Annotated in this window: 19 protein-coding genes and 1 pseudogene; 9 read left to right on the top strand and 11 right to left on the bottom strand. The window is 69.9% G+C overall.

The window, feature by feature from the left end; genetic code table 11:
* Positions 1-127: 127 nt before the first annotated feature.
* Positions 128-3,022: pseudogene (locus ACZYYX_RS07330) on the top strand (arabinosyltransferase domain-containing protein); the annotation flags it as partial.
* Between the two features lie 13 nt (positions 3,023-3,035).
* Here the strand turns inward: ACZYYX_RS07330 and ACZYYX_RS07325 are convergent.
* Positions 3,036-3,269, bottom strand: a complete 234-nt coding sequence (locus ACZYYX_RS07325; RefSeq protein WP_463813759.1) for a hypothetical protein — start codon at positions 3,267-3,269, stop codon at positions 3,036-3,038.
* 41 nt (positions 3,270-3,310) lie between these two features.
* Between ACZYYX_RS07325 and ACZYYX_RS07320 the strand changes: the two genes are divergently transcribed.
* Complete coding sequence (locus ACZYYX_RS07320; RefSeq protein WP_463813758.1) at positions 3,311-4,183, top strand: 1,4-dihydroxy-2-naphthoate polyprenyltransferase; 873 nt, start codon at positions 3,311-3,313, stop codon at positions 4,181-4,183.
* Here ACZYYX_RS07320 and ACZYYX_RS07315 read toward each other — a convergent pair.
* Entirely contained in the window at positions 4,180-4,605 is a 426-nt protein-coding gene (locus ACZYYX_RS07315; protein ID WP_463813757.1) for a Clp protease N-terminal domain-containing protein, read from the bottom strand. The genes ACZYYX_RS07320 and ACZYYX_RS07315 overlap by 4 nt on opposite strands.
* A gap of 74 nt (positions 4,606-4,679) precedes the next feature.
* Between ACZYYX_RS07315 and ACZYYX_RS07310 the strand changes: the two genes are divergently transcribed.
* The 6 genes from ACZYYX_RS07310 to ACZYYX_RS07285 are packed head-to-tail and all read left to right on the top strand — an operon-like array spanning position 4,680 to position 9,586.
* A complete protein-coding gene (locus tag ACZYYX_RS07310; protein WP_463813756.1) occupies positions 4,680-5,678 on the top strand; it encodes an AAA family ATPase in 999 nt (332 codons plus the stop codon).
* A 10-nt stretch (positions 5,679-5,688) separates the two neighbouring features.
* The gene (locus ACZYYX_RS07305; RefSeq protein ID WP_463813755.1) at positions 5,689-6,552 is read left to right on the top strand and encodes a DUF58 domain-containing protein; all 864 of its coding nucleotides are present in this window, start codon (positions 5,689-5,691) and stop codon (positions 6,550-6,552) included.
* Complete coding sequence (locus ACZYYX_RS07300) at positions 6,542-7,015, top strand: hypothetical protein (RefSeq protein ID WP_463813754.1); 474 nt, start codon at positions 6,542-6,544, stop codon at positions 7,013-7,015. Before ACZYYX_RS07305 ends, ACZYYX_RS07300 begins: the two co-directional genes overlap by 11 nt.
* Positions 7,006-7,962 carry a hypothetical protein gene (locus ACZYYX_RS07295; protein WP_463813753.1) on the top strand — a complete coding sequence of 319 codons (957 nt, stop codon included), beginning with the start codon at positions 7,006-7,008 and terminating at the stop codon, positions 7,960-7,962. The genes ACZYYX_RS07300 and ACZYYX_RS07295 overlap by 10 nt, the downstream gene beginning before the upstream one ends.
* Positions 7,959-8,870: a vWA domain-containing protein gene (locus ACZYYX_RS07290; RefSeq protein WP_463813752.1), complete on the top strand. Its 912-nt coding sequence runs from the start codon at positions 7,959-7,961 to the stop codon at positions 8,868-8,870. The genes ACZYYX_RS07295 and ACZYYX_RS07290 overlap by 4 nt, the downstream gene beginning before the upstream one ends.
* A complete protein-coding gene (locus ACZYYX_RS07285; RefSeq protein ID WP_463813751.1) occupies positions 8,867-9,586 on the top strand; it encodes a hypothetical protein in 720 nt (239 codons plus the stop codon). Before ACZYYX_RS07290 ends, ACZYYX_RS07285 begins: the two co-directional genes overlap by 4 nt.
* Here ACZYYX_RS07285 and ACZYYX_RS07280 read toward each other — a convergent pair.
* A complete protein-coding gene (locus ACZYYX_RS07280; protein WP_463813750.1) occupies positions 9,583-9,990 on the bottom strand; it encodes an ester cyclase in 408 nt (135 codons plus the stop codon). The genes ACZYYX_RS07285 and ACZYYX_RS07280 overlap by 4 nt on opposite strands.
* Positions 9,991-10,048: 58 nt before the next feature.
* Entirely contained in the window at positions 10,049-10,366 is a 318-nt protein-coding gene (locus ACZYYX_RS07275; RefSeq protein WP_463813749.1) for a DUF4229 domain-containing protein, read from the bottom strand.
* Between the two features lie 49 nt (positions 10,367-10,415).
* Between ACZYYX_RS07275 and ACZYYX_RS07270 the strand changes: the two genes are divergently transcribed.
* Positions 10,416-10,580 (top strand): hypothetical protein, encoded by a 165-nt coding sequence (locus ACZYYX_RS07270; RefSeq protein ID WP_335333415.1) that lies wholly within the window; start codon positions 10,416-10,418, stop codon positions 10,578-10,580.
* A 4-nt stretch (positions 10,581-10,584) separates the two neighbouring features.
* Here the strand turns inward: ACZYYX_RS07270 and ACZYYX_RS07265 are convergent, their stop codons facing one another.
* The 7 genes from ACZYYX_RS07265 to hemL form a co-directional block, all read right to left on the bottom strand.
* Positions 10,585-11,646 carry a MinD/ParA family ATP-binding protein gene (locus ACZYYX_RS07265; RefSeq protein WP_463814840.1) on the bottom strand — a complete coding sequence of 354 codons (1,062 nt, stop codon included), beginning with the start codon at positions 11,644-11,646 and terminating at the stop codon, positions 10,585-10,587.
* Between the two features lie 71 nt (positions 11,647-11,717).
* Positions 11,718-12,695 carry a c-type cytochrome biogenesis protein CcsB gene (ccsB, locus tag ACZYYX_RS07260; RefSeq protein WP_463813748.1) on the bottom strand — a complete coding sequence of 326 codons (978 nt, stop codon included), beginning with the start codon at positions 12,693-12,695 and terminating at the stop codon, positions 11,718-11,720.
* Entirely contained in the window at positions 12,692-14,227 is a 1,536-nt protein-coding gene (gene resB, locus ACZYYX_RS07255; protein ID WP_463813747.1) for a cytochrome c biogenesis protein ResB, read from the bottom strand. Before resB ends, ccsB begins: the two co-directional genes overlap by 4 nt.
* A gap of 110 nt (positions 14,228-14,337) precedes the next feature.
* A complete protein-coding gene (locus tag ACZYYX_RS07250) occupies positions 14,338-15,105 on the bottom strand; it encodes a cytochrome c biogenesis CcdA family protein (protein WP_463813746.1) in 768 nt (255 codons plus the stop codon).
* Complete coding sequence (locus ACZYYX_RS07245; RefSeq protein ID WP_463813745.1) at positions 15,102-15,683, bottom strand: TlpA disulfide reductase family protein; 582 nt, start codon at positions 15,681-15,683, stop codon at positions 15,102-15,104. Before ACZYYX_RS07245 ends, ACZYYX_RS07250 begins: the two co-directional genes overlap by 4 nt.
* Positions 15,680-16,282, bottom strand: a complete 603-nt coding sequence (locus ACZYYX_RS07240) for a histidine phosphatase family protein (RefSeq protein WP_463813744.1) — start codon at positions 16,280-16,282, stop codon at positions 15,680-15,682. Before ACZYYX_RS07240 ends, ACZYYX_RS07245 begins: the two co-directional genes overlap by 4 nt.
* A complete protein-coding gene (hemL, locus tag ACZYYX_RS07235; protein WP_463813743.1) occupies positions 16,282-17,586 on the bottom strand; it encodes a glutamate-1-semialdehyde 2,1-aminomutase in 1,305 nt (434 codons plus the stop codon). Before hemL ends, ACZYYX_RS07240 begins: the two co-directional genes overlap by 1 nt.
* Positions 17,587-17,656: the final 70 nt, after the last annotated feature.

The following is a 17,656-nucleotide window of genomic DNA, read 5'->3' as shown; positions in this document are numbered from 1 at the left end:
CTCACGTCCACCGACACTGGGCCCATTGTGGTGCATCGGTCCGACCCACCGTCCATGACGTTGCTGTGACGTCCCGGGATGGGCCGGTGGGACGAGCACCCACACCGTGCAGGCTGACCGCAACGCTATGCGGCCCCACATGTCGAGACCCTGGACCTGGATCGCCATCCTCGTCGGCATCGCCGGGGTGGCGAGCGCCCTCACTCTCCCGTTCGCCCCCGTCGTCGCGCAGACGACGACGCTGGCCTGGCCCGCCCCGGGCGGGCCAGCGGTCTCGAGCACCGTGCTGACGGTGCCCTACCGCCCGATGAACCTCACAGCCACGCTGCCGTGTCCGGTGTTGCGCGCGGCCGCTGCACAGCCGGCGACAGTCACCGTCCTGAGCACAGGAGACGGCGGGCTGACGGTGACCGGCAGCCCCGGCAGCGTGGTGTTTCGGATCGGCGAGAGGGCCGAGACGATTCCGGTTCCCCCGGATCCGGCGGACTGCCGGGTCAGCGTCGAGGCGGGTCCTTCGGGGATCTCGGTACTGCAGGCAGACGGACGCGTCACCTACCTCGCCGACCAGCTCGTGCCCGAGGTGTTCGAGCTGCGCACCGACCTCGACCCGTCCCTCACGGTCGGACTGTCGGTGACGGCCGTGATCGGAGGCCCGTTCGGTACGACGCCGACGACGGCCAAGGCGGTGCTCGTCGCGGTGCAGCTGCTCTGCGCCGCTACGGCGCTCACGCTGCTGCTGCGTGGTCGTGTCCGGCGGCCCCGCCTTCGGTGGCCCCGGCTGTGGTGGATCGACGCCGCGGTACTCACCATCCTGTGCGGGTGGGCCGTCATCGGCCCGCTCGCGGTCGACGACGGCTGGGCCACGACGATCGCCCGGACCGTCGCCGCGACGGGCGACCCCGGCAACTACTACCGCTGGTGGAACGCGGCGGAAGTCCCGTTCGCACTGAGTCAGGAGATGCTCGCCCCGCTGACCCGGATCAGCCTCGCCCCGCTGTGGCTGCGCGTCCCCAGCACCCTCCTGGCGATGGCCACCTGGTTCGTGCTCAGTCGCGGCGTCCTCGGCGCGGCCTTGCCGCGTCACACCGGCCGCGTGCGGCTGCTGGCCGCGCTCTGCCTGCTCGTCACGTGGCTGCCGTTCAACCTCGGCACACGCCCGGAGTCTTTCGTGGCGCTCGGGGCCACCGCGGCGCTCGCGCTCGCCTGGCGGACGCGTGGTCCGGCCGGGTTGGCACTGCTTGCGCTCGTCGTCGCGCTGACGGTCCCGATCAGCCCCACCGGCGTGCTCGTCGCCGCCCCGATCCTGGTCTTCGCCGACCGACTTCGTGCCGCCACGCACGCGTCCAGCCGGCTGCAGCTCGCGGCCATCCTCGCATCGGTGTGCAGCGTCGGCGCCGTCACGCTCACCGTGATCTTCGCCGACCAGACCTGGGACGCGCTGGTCACCGCCACGCGGTGGCACAACACGTTCGGTCCGTCGCTGCCGTGGTACGACGAGCCGACGCGGTACCGCTACCTCCTACAGGCCGACCAGCAGGGCAGTATGGCCAAACGGCTACCGATCCTCGTCACGATCGCGCTGCTGCCGATCGCCGCCACGGCGGCGCTGCTGCGCCGGGACCGCGTGGGCGCGGCCGCGCTGCGCCTGGCGGCGGTCGTCGTGGTGATGCTCGCGTTGTTCGCGACCGGCCCGTCGAAGTGGTCGTACCACTTCGGGGCCGGCGCCGGGGTGTTCGCCGCTTTCCTGACGGTGACGACGGTGCTGGTGACGCGGCGGGCGCGCACCGCTGACCGAGTGCTGGCCGGAGCCGGGGTGGTCGGCTCGGCGCTGCTGGCTGCGGCGGCGGCGCTGGCGTTCTCCGGCCCCTCCGCGTGGTGGCTGCCCGCGCTCTACGACGTGCCGTGGGCGTCGTCGCCGATACGTCCCGCGGGTGTGGCGCTGGACAACCCGCTGCTGTGGGCCGCGCTGCTCGCGGCAGGCGCGGCCGCGCTCGTCGCGGCCCGAGCGCAGCTCACCGCCCTTCTCACCGCGGCGCCGGCGGTGCTGACCGTGGTGTCGTTCGGCACCGTGGTGGTGCTGCTACTCGGCTCCTTCGCCGCAGCTCCCCTGCGGCGATCGGCGGGATCGCTGGCGATGGTCAACCTGCACCGGCTCGCCTCGACGCGCGTGTGCGGACTGGCCGACGACATCGAGTTGCTACCGGACGGCGAGGTGTTGACGGCGGCCGAATCAGCCTCCCGCTCCGACGGTTTCGTTGCCGGCGGGGGCTACGCTCCCGGCGCACCGCCACCGGATCCGCCAGGCACCGGTACGTCGACCTACCTGTGGGGCAGCCGCACTCCGGGCCCGTCAGCCACCGGCTCGATCACCACCGAATGGTTCTCCCTACCCGCACTTGCGCCGAATCTCGGTGTTGCTCTGTCGGTTTCAGGACGCACCTCGGGCGGCAACGCACTGACCCTGGAATTCGGCCGGGCCGACGGCGGCGCTGTCGCGGCACTGGGCAGCAGCACACCGGTGGACCGGCCCGCTTCTGACGAAGTGCCGACCCAACCACTGTGGCGCTCGATCGGTGTCGACGCCGCCGTGGTGCCTGCGGGGGCGGACCGGGTCCGCGTGCGCGCGGTGGACGGCCGGACCGACGAGCTGGGCTGGTTGGCCTTCACCGGGCCGCGTCTGCGCTCGACGATCCCCCTCACCGCGTTCCTCGCGGCGAACGGTCCCGTGCTGATCAGCTGGCCGCTGGCGTTCCTGTTCCTGTGCGTGCACAACATCCCCACGATTGCCGGCGGTCTGGCGCAGACGCCCCGGACCGTCATCGAGTCTCCGCGCCCGTGGCTCACCGAAGACCGTGACCCCGCCGTCGGCGGGACGTTCGCCGGCCTGACCGGGTCGACGGTCCTGGGCGAGATCCCCAGCCGGGTGATCGGACACCCCGACCTCGACTGGGGCACGGTGCGTGTCGTCAACACACGCTTCCAACGAGATTCCTACGCGCGCACCACCACTCGCGCGACGGTCTGGGGTGTCGGCGCTACTGCTCGTCGGCGTCGACGTCGACGTCGGTGTCGAGATGGTGCTGCGCCGCGCGGCGCGCACCGTCGCGGATCTCGAAGACGTCCGTCGCGAAACCGCCGATCGCGTTCGCGACATCGCGGACCGCGGTGGTGATGATCGAGGCGACCTCGCCGACTGCCGTCGCGCCAGCACCGACGATCTCCTGCACCACGTCCTTGCTGATCTCGCCCTTGCTGAGTCGGTCGTCCATGCGCTCAGTCTGCCACGGCCCGCACCTGCAAGACTGACCTCGTGGCGACATTCGGGCAATGGGTGGAAGGGGCACGTCCGCGGACTCTGCCCAACGCCGTCGCACCCGTGATCGCCGGTACCGGCGCCGCCGCATGGCTGGACGCGGCGTCGTGGTGGAAAGCGTTGCTGGCGTTGCTCGTCGCGGTCGGGATGATCGTCGGGGTCAACTACGCCAACGACTACTCCGACGGCATCCGCGGCACCGACGACGTACGGGCAGGCCCGCTGCGGCTGGTCGGCTCCAAGCTCGCGGCGCCGCGCACGGTCCTGCTCGCCGCCATGGTCAGCCTGGCCGTGGGGGCGATCGCCGGGCTGGCGCTGGCGTGGTTCTCCGCGCCGTGGCTGATCGCGGTCGGAGCGGTCTGCATCGCCGGCGCGTGGCTCTACACCGGAGGGTCCAAGCCGTACGGCTATCTCGGTTTCGGCGAGATAGCGGTGTTCGTGTTCTTCGGACTGGTCGCTGTGCTGGGCACCCAGTTCACGCAGGCGCTGCGGGTCGACTGGGTAGGCGCCGCGGCGGCCGTCGCGATGGGGTGTCTGTCCTCAGCCGTTCTGGTGGCCAACAACCTGCGCGACATCCCGACGGACTCACAGACCGGCAAGATCACCCTCGCGGTCCGCCTCGGCGACGCCCGGACGCGGGTGCTGTACCAGGCGCTGCTGATGGTCTGGATCGTGCTCACGCTGGTGCTGTGTTTCATCGCGACACCGGCGTGCGGGGCTGGGTTCCTCGCGACTCCGCTGGCCGTGCGCGCGTCCCGGCCCGTGCGTGCCGGACTGGGCGGCCGGGACCTGATCCCCGTGCTGCGCGACACCGGTCTGACGATGCTGGTGTGGGCGATCCTGGTGGCCGCCGCACTCGCGTTCGGCTAACGCGAGGTCAGCTCCCACACCCGCAGGGTCAGCCTCTCGAACTCTGCGTTGTCGCGGAGGTAGGCGAGCACCGTGCTGTCGCGGCGCAGCATCAGCGCCAGGAAGATCCCCGCACAGCTGACGCGGCCACCGTGATGCGAACGCGCGATCCGGAGGACTTGTTTGGCGCGGCGCGAGAAGACCGGTGCGTCGACGACGGGGTCCCCGGGCCGACCCGGGAGGATGCGGCGGGTCGCGGTGTCGGCGGTCAATCCGTAGGGCGCTAGCAACGCCGCGAGTTCACCGTCAGCGTGGCGCAGCAGCCCGGCCAACAGGTGCTCGCTGGTGATCTCCGCGGCGTTGTGCGCGCGGGCGGCATCGGTCGCCGCGGCGATCGCCGCCACGCCGTCCTCGGTGAAGTGTGCAGAGACCCCCTCGGGCACGTTCACCAGGATAAAGGGGCTGCCCAGCGTCCGGTCCGGTTTGCCCCCTCCATGGCCGTGGTACACACGGCGGGATGACTGCTGCCCCCGTTCCGCGCGAATCCGAGGCCCAGCGAGTCGTGTCGGCGCTGTCGGCGGCGTTCTCCGCCAAGGTGGTCGGCCAGGAACACCTCCGGGAATCCCTGCTGATCGGGTTGCTGACGGGCGGCCACGTGCTCCTCGAGAGCGTGCCCGGGCTGGCCAAGACGACCGCGGCCCGTGTCATCGCCGAATCGATCGACGGGCAGTTCCGCCGCATCCAATGCACCCCCGACCTGCTGCCCAGCGACATCATCGGCACCCAGATCTACGACGCGTCGGCTCGGGGTGGGGCGGCATTCGTCACCCAACTCGGTCCCGTCCACGCCAACGTGGTGCTGCTCGACGAGATCAACCGTTCCAGCGCCAAGACCCAGAGCGCGATGCTGGAGGCGATGGAGGAGAGACAGACCACCATCGCCGGCACGGTGTATCCGATCGACGAACCGTTCCTGGTCATCGCCACCCAGAACCCCGTCGACCAGGAAGGCACCTACGCGCTCTCGGAGGCGCAGACCGACCGGTTCCTGATCAAGGAGATCGTCCGCTATCCCTCGCCCGAAGAAGAGGTCGAGGTGTTGATCCGCCGTGACACCGGGCTCTACGACCGCGGACACCGCACCCGTCCCGTCGCCACGCTCGACGACATCCGAGCAGTCCAGCGCTTCGCGGGCGAGATCTACCTGAGCCGGGATCTGATGCTCTACGCGAGCCGCCTGGTGGGCGTCACCCGCGACGCCGAGAAATACCTGCCCTCGCATGTGGCCCGCGTCGTCGAGTACGGCGCGAGCCCGCGCGCCACCATCGCGCTGTGCACCGCGGCGCGTTCGTTGGCGCTGCTGTCCGGACGCACCCATGTCCTGCCCGGCGACATCGCCGATCTGGCGCACCGCGTCCTGCAGCACCGGTTGATCCTGAGCTTCGAAGCGGCCAGCACGGGCGTGACGCCCGGCCGCGTGATCGACGCGGCGCTGGCCGCGGTGCGGGTGCCCTAGCGGGGCGGCCGTGGGCAAGTATCTCAACAGGGTCCGGTCGCTGTTCGGCGGCGACACCCGCGGCATGCTCGACGGAGGTCGCCACGCACTGCTGCACACCCGAACCCTGGAATTCGACGAACTGCGGCCTTACGTTCCGGGTGACGACGTCCGGGACATCGACTGGAAGGCATCGGCGCGCTCCGGCGACGTCCTGATCAAGCGCTTCGTCTCCGAGAAGCATCACAAGGTGCTGCTCGTGGTCGACACCGGCCGCGACATGACCGCCCGCACCCCGAGCGGAGAAGCCAAGAGCGACATCGCCGGGCTCATCGTCGGCGCGATCGGGCTGATCACTCTGGGCCGTTCCGACGAGATCGGCATGGTGTTCGGCGACGCCCGCGGCAGCGTGAACATCCGGATGCGCCGCGGTGAGACGCACATCGAGAGCATGCTGCACCGCTTCCACGACGCCGGCAGTGACCGCGCGGAAAGCGATATCGGATGCCAATTGCAGTACGTGGCAACACATTATCGACATCCGATGCTGATCGTCGTCGTTTCCGACGAACCCGACGTCGACGACCGGCTCACCGACGTTGTCGGCCGCCTGGCCGCCCGGCACGACCTGCTCTGGGCCATGGTCGCCGACCGCTCACCGACAGAGGTGGGCCGCAACGGCGGCTACGACGTGGGGACCGGTCGACCCGTCCTCGCAACGGCCGCTGCCGACCCCCGTGTGGTTGCGGCCTACGAGCGTGCCGAACATCGCCGCCGGCAACGCCTTTCGCAGATGCTGGCCGAACACGGGATCGCCCACGCGATCGTGCCGAGCAGTGCCGAGTTGCGGCAGCGCATAGCCCAACTGACCAGGATGCCTTCCCGTGCCGGATGACCTTCTACGCTTCGTCAGCGGACCGCCCGGCTACTCACTGTGGTGGCTCCTGCTGGCCGTGGCGCTGATCGTGGCCGTATTGGGCTGGTATGCAGCCATTGTCGTGGCAACCCTGCCGTCGCGGCGACTGCGCACGATGCCCGTGATGCGAGACGCCCACGCACGTCTGCTGCGGAGGCGGTTCGCAGGACGTGTCCGAACCATCCTGCGCCAGCACCGGGCGGGTGAGCTCACCGACGTCGCCGCCAGTACCGCGCTGAGCCGGACGCTGCGCAGCTTCCTGCACCAGGCCACCGGCCGGCGCGTCCAGTACATGCAGCTCAAAGACATCGCCGCAAGCGATCTCGCGGCGGCAGCGCCGGTCCTCGCAGCGCTCGGTGACGCGCAGTTCAGCGTCGCCCCCACAGCCGACATCGACACGCTCGGGGCCGACACCGAGGGTGTGATCCGCTCATGGGTCTGACCTGGTGGGCCGTGCCCGTCATCGGGGCGGTCACGTTGGCCCTCGTCGTCGCCGCCGCACTGCTGCTCCCGACCCCGAAGGCGGCGCAACGACGAGAACCCTTGGCGCACACCGTCCGTCTCACGCGGCTCCCCGAGTACCGGGCCGTGGTGCGGCGGCAGACCAGGGCGACGGCGATCGCCGTGGCGCTCCTCGTCCTCCTGTTCGCAATCGCGATCCTGGCGACCGCCCGACCGACCGCTCCGGTCGACGCCGGCACCGGACCGCGCGACGACATCATGCTCTGTGTCGGCCAACCCGCCACCGATCCGGCGACCGGACAATTCCTCGGGTACTTCGCGCGCCAGACGTTGACCTTCGGCACCCAGCGCATCGGACTCACCTCCACCGACCGCCGGCTCGTTCCCCTGACCCGCGACTACCAATACGCCGCAGGCAGATTCGGCGAGTACGCCGAAGCCGGCCGGGTGCAGGACACACCACGGCTGGAATCCTTCACCGGCGCAGTCGACTACGCCGACTACGCACCGACCGTCGCCGACGTTTTGTCGCTGTGCCTGACCGGATTCCCCGGATTCGAGGCGCCGGGCGACACCCGTCGCTCGCTGATCTACCTCGGGCCGGGATCGTTGCGAGCACCCGGCGATGACAGACCGTCGTTGTTCACCGACGAGCAGGTGATCGACATGGCCCGCCGAGGTGACATCGAGATCAACGCGGTCGCCACCGCGGGGCATCAGACCGATGACCTCGCCGACATCGCCCGATCCAGCGGCGGCTCGTTCGTCCGGTTCGACACGGCCACCCTCGACGGCGAGCTCGACGCCATCCGCGCCGGCGCCCCGGGCGAGGCCGACCAGCGACGCGACTCCCCGACCGTGGTCCTCGTCGCCGGCCTCGCGCTGGCCGGGCTGCTCGGCGTCTCTTTGATGGCGGTGCGGCGATGACCTTCGAACCCGTACTGCCACCCCTGGTCCTGGCCGCAGTCGCCGCCGTGCTGCTACTCCTGCGCGGGCTGTCGGCGTGGCCGGCGCTGAAGGCCGGAGGGTGGGCCCCGCTGCGGTGGTGCGCCATGACGCTGGCCGTGGCACTGCTCCTGCTGGCTGCCGCGCGCCCGGCGAGCGGCCTGCGCGCCGAGGTGCGCACGGCCTCGTCCGCGCGAGGAGGCGAGAACATCTACCTCGTCGTCGACCGCTCCGCCGATTCGGCCCTCCCGGACGTCGATGGCCGACCCCGCATGTCGGGCATCCGTGACGACATCCGGGCTGTTACCGACGCCCACCCCGACGCGCGGTTCGCGCTGATCTCGTTCGCCGCCCGACCCGCCGTCGACTGGCCGCTGTCGGCGGACACCTGGAGTCTGCGTCCCGTCGTCGCCGCGCTGGACCCGGAGCCCGGTGACAGCGTCGACCAGGTCAACGCCGCGGCTGCGGCCACGGTGCTGCGCTATCAACTGATCTCGGCGGCCCAGCAGTACCCCGGTTCCGACAGCCTCGTCTACTACTTCGGTTCGGGCGCACCGCAATCCACCGCCCCCCAGGGCCAGTTCGACGTGGGACGGATCGAGGGCGGTCAGGTGTTCGGTTACGGCTCCGACCCTCTCGGCGAGCAGCGGCTGCGCGGAATCGCCGAGCAACTCGGCGTCGGCTTCTCGGCACGCGCGCCCGGTCAACCGCTCCCGACGACGGCCGAGCCCACCGACTACCCACCCGCGGCCGGCGTGGCCGGGGAGCGGCGCGACGAGCTCTACTGGCTGCTCACGCTCGTCGCCTCAGGCCTGCTGCTCGTCGAGATCGGCTGGTCGATCAGGGATCTGCGACGAGCCCGGTCGACGGCACGGGAGGTGCTGACGTGACCGGCGCCGCGCGACCGGCGCGGCTGCTGCGGCGGCGTCGCCTCATACTGCTGTCGGCGCTGCCCGCCGCTCTCGCTCTGGCGATCGCCGGTGCGCTGATCGCGGTCGTCCTCTCCGGACGTTCCGCGCAGGAGAACTATGCCTCGGGTGCCACTGGGGAGCTGGCCGACGATGTTGCAGTGCTGCAGAGGTTCGGCGTGATCCAACCGGCGAGCACCCACTTCGCCGCGGGCACCCTCGCCGTCCTGCAGGACCGTCTCGGCGATGCCGACCGCGAGTTCTCACAGTCGCTGGCCCGCACCACCGCCGACCGGTCATGCCCGGTCCGGGTGAACCTCGAGCTCGTGCGGGAACGGCAAGGCGATGTGGCCGCGTGGGAGGCCCGACTCGACGATGCCCGCGAGCGCTATGCCAGCGCGCTGGGAGTCATCGACGACGCCCCGCCGAACTGCTTCACCGGCAACGACGATCCCGACGCCGATCGACGAGCGGTGAGGGAGGACGCCGCGGCACGCATCGCGGCCAAATTGCAGAACCTGGGTGCGGTCGCACCCCTGGCCCCTCCTCCGCCTCCGCCGCCGGCCGCCGCGGCAGCACCACCCCCGGTGGGGGCCGGCCCGCAGGAGCAGTCGCCGCAGACACGTCGTCTCGATCCCGGTCAGGGCGATCCCCTCGAGGCACTGCAGCGCCTCCTCACCGACGCCGCTCCCCGCTAAGCGGGCACTGTCACCGACCAGCACTCCACGATTTTGCCGTCGGCGATCCGAAGGATGTCGTTGCCGGTGAAGCGGGCCGGACCGGACCGGGTGGCCCCGGTCGCGATCCACCGTGCTGCGACCATGTCACCATCGACGAGCGGACCGACGTCGATGACGTACTGCAACTCGCGCAGCCGCATACGCGTGTCGTCGACGATCGTCTGCAGTTGATCCGGCCCGTTCACGTCGTAGGTGGGCCAGTGGCCCACGAAATCAACGGACACCAACTCGGCGGCGACGATCTTGCCCGACCACAACTCCCTGACCCACCGCTGGTACAACTCCGATGCAGCACCCCGCGCGTCGCCCAGTCCAGGCGTGCCCGGCTCTGGGTGACCGGACACGAGATCGCGCTCACTCATTCGACGCGGTTACCCATCGCTTCCAGGACTACTCCGCGCAGAGCGGACGGCCGGCCAATCAGCTCGCCGCAGGTCCGGACGGATCGTCGCCCCGAAGCCGGGCCTGCAGCTGCGCGCGCTCGGTGCGGCGACGTTCGTCGAACACGGCGATGCTCTCGGTGGCCCGCCGACGCAGCGGGGCGAACAACCAGATGCCCAGTGGCAGGGCGATCACGATCGCGAACATCAGCGCCACCACCACCGGGAAGTCACGCAGCCCGATCAGCGCGCCGATACCGAGGATGACCGCGGTGACCACGACGACGAGAACGAGGCGGGCTGCCACGTACGCCGCGACGTCGAGCAGCAGACGGGATCGGGGCCGTTCGTCAGACACGATCCGAGCCTACCGAGGGCGCGTATATTGACAGGAAGGAGGTTTCTTCGTGGCCTATTTGCTCCTGATTCTCGTGCTGGCCGCACTGGTCTACGTCGGTTGGCGGGTGGCCCGAATGTCTGGCCAGCGCTCGCGCACGCGGGTCATCGGACCCGACGACGATCCAGACTTCTTGCGGCGCATCACCCCGCGGGACGACAAACCCCGGTCGTGATCAGCTAGCCGGGCGCCGCTTGCCGCGCGCCCGGAAAACCTTGTGCCACAGTCGCCGCTAACTCCAACAGCGCTTCCGAGGTCGCCGGACGCAACCGCTCGAGGTCGACTTCGGCGCCCTCCTCCAGATGCGGATCGAACGGCACCTGGCAGACCGCCCGGCACCGCCGGGTGAAGTGGTCGACGACCTTGTCGAGGTCGACTTTCCTGTCGCTGCGCCGAGACCGAGGCCGCACCCCGTTGATCACGGCGATCGAGGTGCGCACCAGATCTTCTCGTCCGTGCGCCTCGAGCCAGTCCAGCGTTGCCGAGGCGCTGCGCGACCCGTCCACCGAACCGGAACTGATCACCACCAACGAGTCGGCCTTGTCGAGCACGGCCGACATCGCCGAATGCAGCATCCCTGTGCCGCAGTCGGTGAGCACCACGCTGTAGAACCGCTCCAGTACGTCGAGCGTCCGCCCGTAGTCTTCGGCGCTGAACGCCTCGGACACCGCCGGATCACTCTCCGATGCCAGCACCTCCAGGCGGCTCGCGCCCTGCGAGGTGTACTGCCGCACATCGCTATAGGAGTCGATGCCCTCGATGTCGCGCAGCAGGTGCCGCACCGTCGCGGCGGTCTCCACCGGCACCTTCTGGCTCAACGTTCCCCGGTCCGGATTCGCGTCCACCGCGACCACCCGGTCACCTCGAGTGCTCGCGAACGTCGCGCCGAGTGTCGCGGTGATCGTCGTCTTGCCCACCCCGCCCTTCTGCGACAGCATGGCGATCCGGTAGCAGCCGCGCAGTGGCGTCTGAACCTGCGCGACCAACTGGGCGTGCCGCTGAGCGCGGGGGCTCTCCCCCGCGTCCACGAGACCACCGGAACCGCGGTAAAGCCACTTCCGCCATCCCGCCGTCGGACCCTTGCGGGCCTTGCCTAACAACGCGACCGTCGACAGGTCGAGGTACGGCGGCGGATCGGCCACCTCTGCGCTGGGCGGTTCCACTGCGGGATCGACGACCATCACCCTCGGAAGACCTCGGGGCGGCGTCGGCGCCGTCCACTCCGCGGGCACCTCGGCCATCGGGTCGGAAAATCGGTGCTGCGCGCGAAAGCTCCCCGGTGTGTCCGTCACCAACCGCTCTCTCCTCTTTCTCAGCCGACCCCGGCGTAGGAGTGCAATCCGACCGTCACCAGGTTGATGAAGAACAGGTTGAACACCATCGCGACGAACCCCACGACGTTGATCCATGCCGCCTTGCGGTCCCGCCAGCCGGCCGTCGACCGCGCATGCAGATACGCCGCGTAGACGACCCACGCGATGAACGACACCGTCTCCTTCGGGTCCCAGCCCCAGTAGCGGCCCCACGCCTCCTCGGCCCAGATCGCGCCGAAGATCACGCCGAACCCGAAGATCGGGAACGCGAAGATCGTGGTGCGGTAGGCGATGCGGTCGAGCGTCTGCGCGTCGGGCAGCCGCTCCACGATGCGGCCCAGCGCATCCGTGCGCCCGGCATCTCCGAGGGGGGACATCTTCAGCAGGAACAGAATGCTCGCCACGCCGGCGACCAGGAACACCCCGGAGCCGAGGCTGACGACCGACACGTGGATGGGCAGCCAGTAGGACTGCAGCGCAGGCATCACGGGGGCGGCGTGGGAGTACAGCCACTTGCCCGACACGGTCAACAGGATCAGCACCGGCACCAGCACGAACACCCACAGCGACCGGTACTGCGGTTTGCGCAGAACCACCGCACCCGCGACCAGACCGCAGAAGCTGGTCAGGTTGATGAACTCGTACATGTTGCCCCACGGCACGCGCGCCGTGGACAGCCCGCGCAGCACGATGCAGGCCAGCAGCAACCCGATGCCGACGTACACCAGCGCCAGGCCCGCCGAACCGATCCGCTCGTCGAACGGCCGCCGCGGCGCGTCGAACACACGCCCGGGTGCCGAGCTGTCCCCGGCCACCGACCCCGCGGCCACGAGGTCGCGGTGCTCGACCCGGCGACCGCGGCTGTACGCCAGTTCGACGGCGAGCAGCAGCAACGCCACCACGAGCACGACGATCGACGACGTGAACGCCCAGTCGGAATAGCGGGCCAGCCCTATGTCGATGTGGGTGCTGTTCATGCCCGATCCGCTTCCTTCTCCGTGGTGCTCCCGGCGCTGCGCTCCGCAGCGGAGAGCAGTGTGGCGGTGAGGCGTTCGAACTCGTCGCCCCAGCCCGAGTTGTCGGTGCGCGCCAGCCCGCCGAGCTCGACGTTCACCGTACCCGCCGGTCCCGACGTCAGGCGCACCCAGACGCGGCGACGGCGCACGACCAGCGAGACGATCAGCCCACCCATCATCGTCATCGCGAACACCAGCACCCAGACCTGGGCGGGATCGTGGGAGACCTGCAGGTTGACGAACGGCACCGCGCCGTCGAAGCGCACGATCGTGCCGTCGGGCAGCCGGGTGTCCTGACCTGCGGTCAGATTGACGCGCGCGACTTTGGTCAGCCGGCCCTGGTCGATCATCCGTGGGTCCAGCGAGAACAACGACTGCGGCCGGCCGGTGTCCAGGCCGGTGTCGCCCTTGTAGATGTCGACGGCGACCGCCGGGGCGTTGAGCGCCGGGAACCGCGAGGACAGCAGCGTGCCGTCGAGCTGCTCCGTCGGGGCGAACAAACCCTGGATGGCGATCTGGTTCTTGCGCCGCTCCCGCTCGTCGGAGTACGTCCCGCCCGGCGGATCGAAACGCATCGCGCCCGACGAGAGGAACGTGATCTGGTCCTCGGGCCGCCACTGCAGCGTCTGCGTGCGGGTCTGGCCGTCGGGGAACGTGACGCTGAACGTGGGTGCGTAGCCATGACCCTGGAGGTAGACGCGATCCCCGCCGACGCGCAGTGGCTCGTTGACCTTCAACAGGTAGGGCCGCCAGGTGCCCGACGTCAGGTCCCCACCGGCCTGGTACTCGATGTCGGCGGCGAACGACGTGGCCTGCCCGTTGGGCATGTAGTCGGCACGGAAATCGTTGACGCGCATGCAGATCGGATAGAGCGAGGTGCCGTCGACCGTGTTGCCCGCGCGGAAGGAGTCGAACGCGGCAGGCGACGCCGAGCAGAAGCCCGGGCCGCCGTCTGCGACCACGATGACGTTGCCCTCGTAGCTGAACAGCTTGCCGGCCGCGACCGCGACGAGCAGGCCAAGGAGCGAGAAGTGGAACACGATGTTCCCGAACTCGCGCAGATAGCCCTTCTCCGCCGAGATCTCTGTCGATTGGCCCTCGCTGCGCGTGAACCGCCGCCACCCCGACAGCTGCTGGTCCATCGCGTCGGCCACCGCGGTGATGTCCCCGTCGACCTGCGCGGTGTGGTGCTTGGGCAGCCGGCCCAGGTTGCGCGGGGCGGCCACCGGGTCGGCGCGCAGACTCCGCAGGTGTTCGCCCAGCCGCGGCGTCAGACAGCCCACCAGCGAGACGAACAGCAGCACGTAGATCGCGGTGAACCAGAAGCTGGAGAACACGTCGAAGGCCTGCACGCGATCGAGCCACGGCCCGATCGTCGGGTGCTCGGCCAGGTATTCGGCGACCTTGGTCTCGTTGAGGCTGCGCTGCGGCAGCAACGCCCCCGGGATCGCGCCGAGCGCGAGCAGGAACAGCAGCACCAGCGCGGTGCCCATGGACGTCAGCGTCCGCCAGGTGTTGCGAATCAGCGCGAACAGACGCGAACTCGGCCTTTTGGGGCCCGGATCGGCCGACTTCGCGTCTGCTCGCGCAGAGGAGGTGACCATCAGATCGGGAGCCTCACGTCGCTGACGAACGCGTCGCGCACCCAGGACACGAACTCGCCCCACAGGCCGGTGACCAGCGCGATGCCCACCAGGATCAACAGCACGCCCCCGAAGATCTGGATGGCGCGGGTGTGGCGGCGCAACCAGCCCAGCCCGCTGACCGCTCGGGCCGAACCGAACGCCAGCAACACGAACGGGATACCCAGCCCCAGGCAGTAGGCGATGACCAGCACCACGCCGCGCGCGACATTGCTGCCCTCGGTCGCCGAGGCCACCGCGATCACCCCGGTCAACGTCGGCCCCAGGCACGGCGTCCACCCCAGCGCGAACACCGCACCGAGCAGCGGAGCGCCGCCCAGCGTGGAGATCTGCCGCGGGGTGAACCGGGTGTCGCGCTGCAGCGCGGGCACCAGCCCGACGAACACGAGCCCCATCAGAATCGTGACGACCCCGCCGAGGCGTTGCAGCAGAACCTCGTTGGTGATCAGCGTCGTCGTCATCCCCAGCACCGCGACGGTCCCGAGGAGGAACACCGCGGTGAACCCGGCGACGAACAACGCCGCCGCGCCGGCGACCCGCAGGCGCGCCCCGCGCACCCTCACCGATGCCGGGGAGTCCTCGACACCGACGACAGCGGCCAGATACGACACATAACCCGGCACCAGCGGTACGACACACGGCGAGGCGAAGGACACCACGCCGGCCAGCACGCTGACCGCGATCGCGATCAGAAGCGGCCCGCTCGAGGCGATCTCGGCGACGTTCACGTCTCGGCCGCCAACCGCTCGACGACCGGTTGCAGGTCGCTGGCCAGCAGCTCCCGCAGGAACACCGCGGCGACCCTGTGCTGTCGGTCGAGCACCACCGTGGACGGGATCACCGTGGTCGGGTAGCGCCCGCCGAAGGCGATCAGGGTGCGCATCGCGGGGTCGTAGATGGACGGGAACGTCACACCGCGGTCGACGATGAAATCACGTGCCGCGTCGATGTTGTTGTCGCGCACATCGATTCCGAGGAACGCGACGCCGCGGTCCTTGGTCGCCAGATACACCTTCTCGAGCTCGGTGATCTCGGTGCGGCACGGCCCGCACCACTGGCCCCACACGTTGAGCACGACGACTTTGTCCTTGAAATCGTTCAGCGACAACGTCTTGCTCGTGTCCATCAGGTCGGGGCCCGACACCGGGCCGGGTGTACCGCGGTCGGCGGGCGGATCGTAGACGATGTCCGTTTTGCCGCCAGGAGCGACGAACTCGAAGCTGCCCCCTTGCGCGACGGCGTCGCTGCCGGTCGAGCATCCCGCGAGCACGACCGCCGCCATCAGCAGGGCAACCAGGCGCTTCACTGCCCGGCCAGCTCCGCGTACCCCCAGCCCACGCAGGCATCGTCGTGGAAGTAGAACGACGTGACCGACGCGAGGTTGCACATACGCCGGGTCGGGAAATGGTGCAGCGCTTTGTCGGTCATCGCTCGGCGCAGCGTCTCGACCGGCAATTGATGGCTGACGCAGACGGCCTCGTGACCGACAGCGGCATCTTTCGCGCGTCGCATCGCCCTGGTCATCCGCGCGGCGATCTCCGTGTACGGCTCCCCCCACGACGGGGTACGCGGATTGCGCAGGTGCCACCAATTGCGGGGATCGCGCAGCGCACCGTCACCGGGAGAAACCTTCTGGCCCTGGAACACGTTGGCCGACTCGATCAGCTCCTCGTCGGTGCCGACAGGCAGGCCGTGCTCGGCGGCGATCGGTGCGGCGGTCTCCTGTGCCCGCTCCAGCGGTGAGGCGACGACATAGGTGATGTCTCGGGTGCCGAGCCATTCCGCGACGCGCCGCGCCTGCGCCCGGCCCCGCTCGGAGAGGTGGTAGTCGGGTAGCCGGCCGTAGAGGATCTTCTCCGGGTTGTGCACCTCGCCGTGGCGCATCACGTGGACGACGGTCTTCATCACGGGCGACTCACCTGAGCTGCGGCGCGGGCCGCCACGGGCAGCGCTTTCTCGATCGCTTCGAAGGCGTCGTCATCGAGAGCCGTTGAGACGAACCAGCATTCGAAAGCGCTGGGCGGTGGGTACACGCCCGCGTCGAGGAGTGCGTGGAAGAACGCCGGGAACCGCCACGTCTCGGTGGCCTTCGCCGACGCGAAGTCGGTGATCGGATCGGCGTCGCCGAAGAACACGCTGAACATGTTGCCGGCGCGCGGAATCTGGTGCGGGACGCCCGCTTCGGTCAACGCGGCGCCGATGAGACCGATCAGCCGGTCGGCGTTCGCGTCGAGCGTGGCGTAGACGGCGTCGTCGGCAGCGCGCAACGTAGCCAGCCCCGCGGCCATCGCGACCGGGTTCCCCGACAGCGTGCCCGCCTGATAGACCGGGCCCAGCGGGGCCAGCCGGCCCATGACCTCGGCGCGTCCGCCGAACGCCGCCGCAGGCAACCCGCCGCTCATGACCTTGCCGAAGGCGAACAGGTCGGCGTCGACCGGATCGAGGCCGTACCAGCCCGACCGGCTGACCCGGAACCCCGTCATCACCTCGTCGCTGATCAACAGCGCGCCGTGCGCGGCGGTGATACGGCGCAGCGCGGCGTTGAAGCCGGGCAGCGGCGGGACGGTGCCCATGTTGCCGGGGCTCGCCTCGGTGATCACGCAGGCGATCTCGTCGCCGAAGCGGGCGAAGACGTCCTCGACCGCGGCGACGTTGTTGTAGGGCAGCACGACCGTGTCGGCGGCGGCCGCACCCGTCACTCCCGGCGAGGACGGCAGGCCGAGCGTCGCGACGCCGGACCCGGCGTCGGCGAGCAGCGCGTCGCTGTGGCCGTGGTAGCACCCGGAGAACTTGATGATCTTCGCCCGGCCCGTGAACCCGCGCGCCAACCGGATCGCGCTCATCGTCGCCTCGGTGCCGGAGTTGACCAGCCGCAGCCGCTCCACAGGCGCCACGCGGTCGACGATCTCGCGCGCCAGCTCGGATTCCGACGGCGTGGGCGCCCCGAACGACAACCCGTCGGCAGCGGCGCGTTGCACGGCCTCGACGACGGCGGGGTGGGCGTGGCCGAGGATCATCGGGCCCCACGAGCACACCAGGTCGGCGTATCGGTTGCCGTCGGCGTCGGTCAGCCAGCAGCCCTGGGCCGACGTGATGAACCGCGGGGTGCCCCCGACGGAGTTGAAGGCACGCACCGGCGAGTTCACGCCACCGGGGATGACCGAGGCGGCATCGGCGAAGAGCTTCGCGGAGACGTCGGTACTGCTCATGGCACCAGTGTCCCAGCCGGGTCAAAACGGTCAACTACAGGGTGTAGTGGCCGGCCCGGGGAGATGATGC

It is taken from the genome of Mycobacterium sp. IDUB_1, from assembly GCF_055419625.1.
Note: the sequence above shows the minus strand (reverse complement) of the source record. Positions and strands in the feature narration are given on the sequence as shown.

What these genes read in the sequence shown, in the direction of transcription:
- ACZYYX_RS07325 (WP_463813759.1), bottom strand. Translation starts at nt 3,269, where the DNA reads ATGGACGACCGACTCAGCAAGGGCGAGATCAGCAAGGACGTGGTGCAG.
- ACZYYX_RS07310 (WP_463813756.1), top strand. Translation starts at nt 4,680, where the DNA reads ATGACTGCTGCCCCCGTTCCGCGCGAATCCGAGGCCCAGCGAGTCGTG.
- ACZYYX_RS07295 (WP_463813753.1), top strand. Translation starts at nt 7,006, where the DNA reads ATGGGTCTGACCTGGTGGGCCGTGCCCGTCATCGGGGCGGTCACGTTG.
- ACZYYX_RS07290 (WP_463813752.1), top strand. Translation starts at nt 7,959, where the DNA reads ATGACCTTCGAACCCGTACTGCCACCCCTGGTCCTGGCCGCAGTCGCC.
- ACZYYX_RS07280 (WP_463813750.1), bottom strand. Translation starts at nt 9,990, where the DNA reads ATGAGTGAGCGCGATCTCGTGTCCGGTCACCCAGAGCCGGGCACGCCT.
- ACZYYX_RS07265 (WP_463814840.1), bottom strand. Translation starts at nt 11,646, where the DNA reads ATGGCCGAGGTGCCCGCGGAGTGGACGGCGCCGACGCCGCCCCGAGGT.
- ccsB (WP_463813748.1), bottom strand. Translation starts at nt 12,695, where the DNA reads ATGAACAGCACCCACATCGACATAGGGCTGGCCCGCTATTCCGACTGG.
- resB (WP_463813747.1), bottom strand. Translation starts at nt 14,227, where the DNA reads ATGGGCACCGCGCTGGTGCTGCTGTTCCTGCTCGCGCTCGGCGCGATC.
- ACZYYX_RS07240 (WP_463813744.1), bottom strand. Translation starts at nt 16,282, where the DNA reads ATGAAGACCGTCGTCCACGTGATGCGCCACGGCGAGGTGCACAACCCG.
- hemL (WP_463813743.1), bottom strand. Translation starts at nt 17,586, where the DNA reads ATGAGCAGTACCGACGTCTCCGCGAAGCTCTTCGCCGATGCCGCCTCG.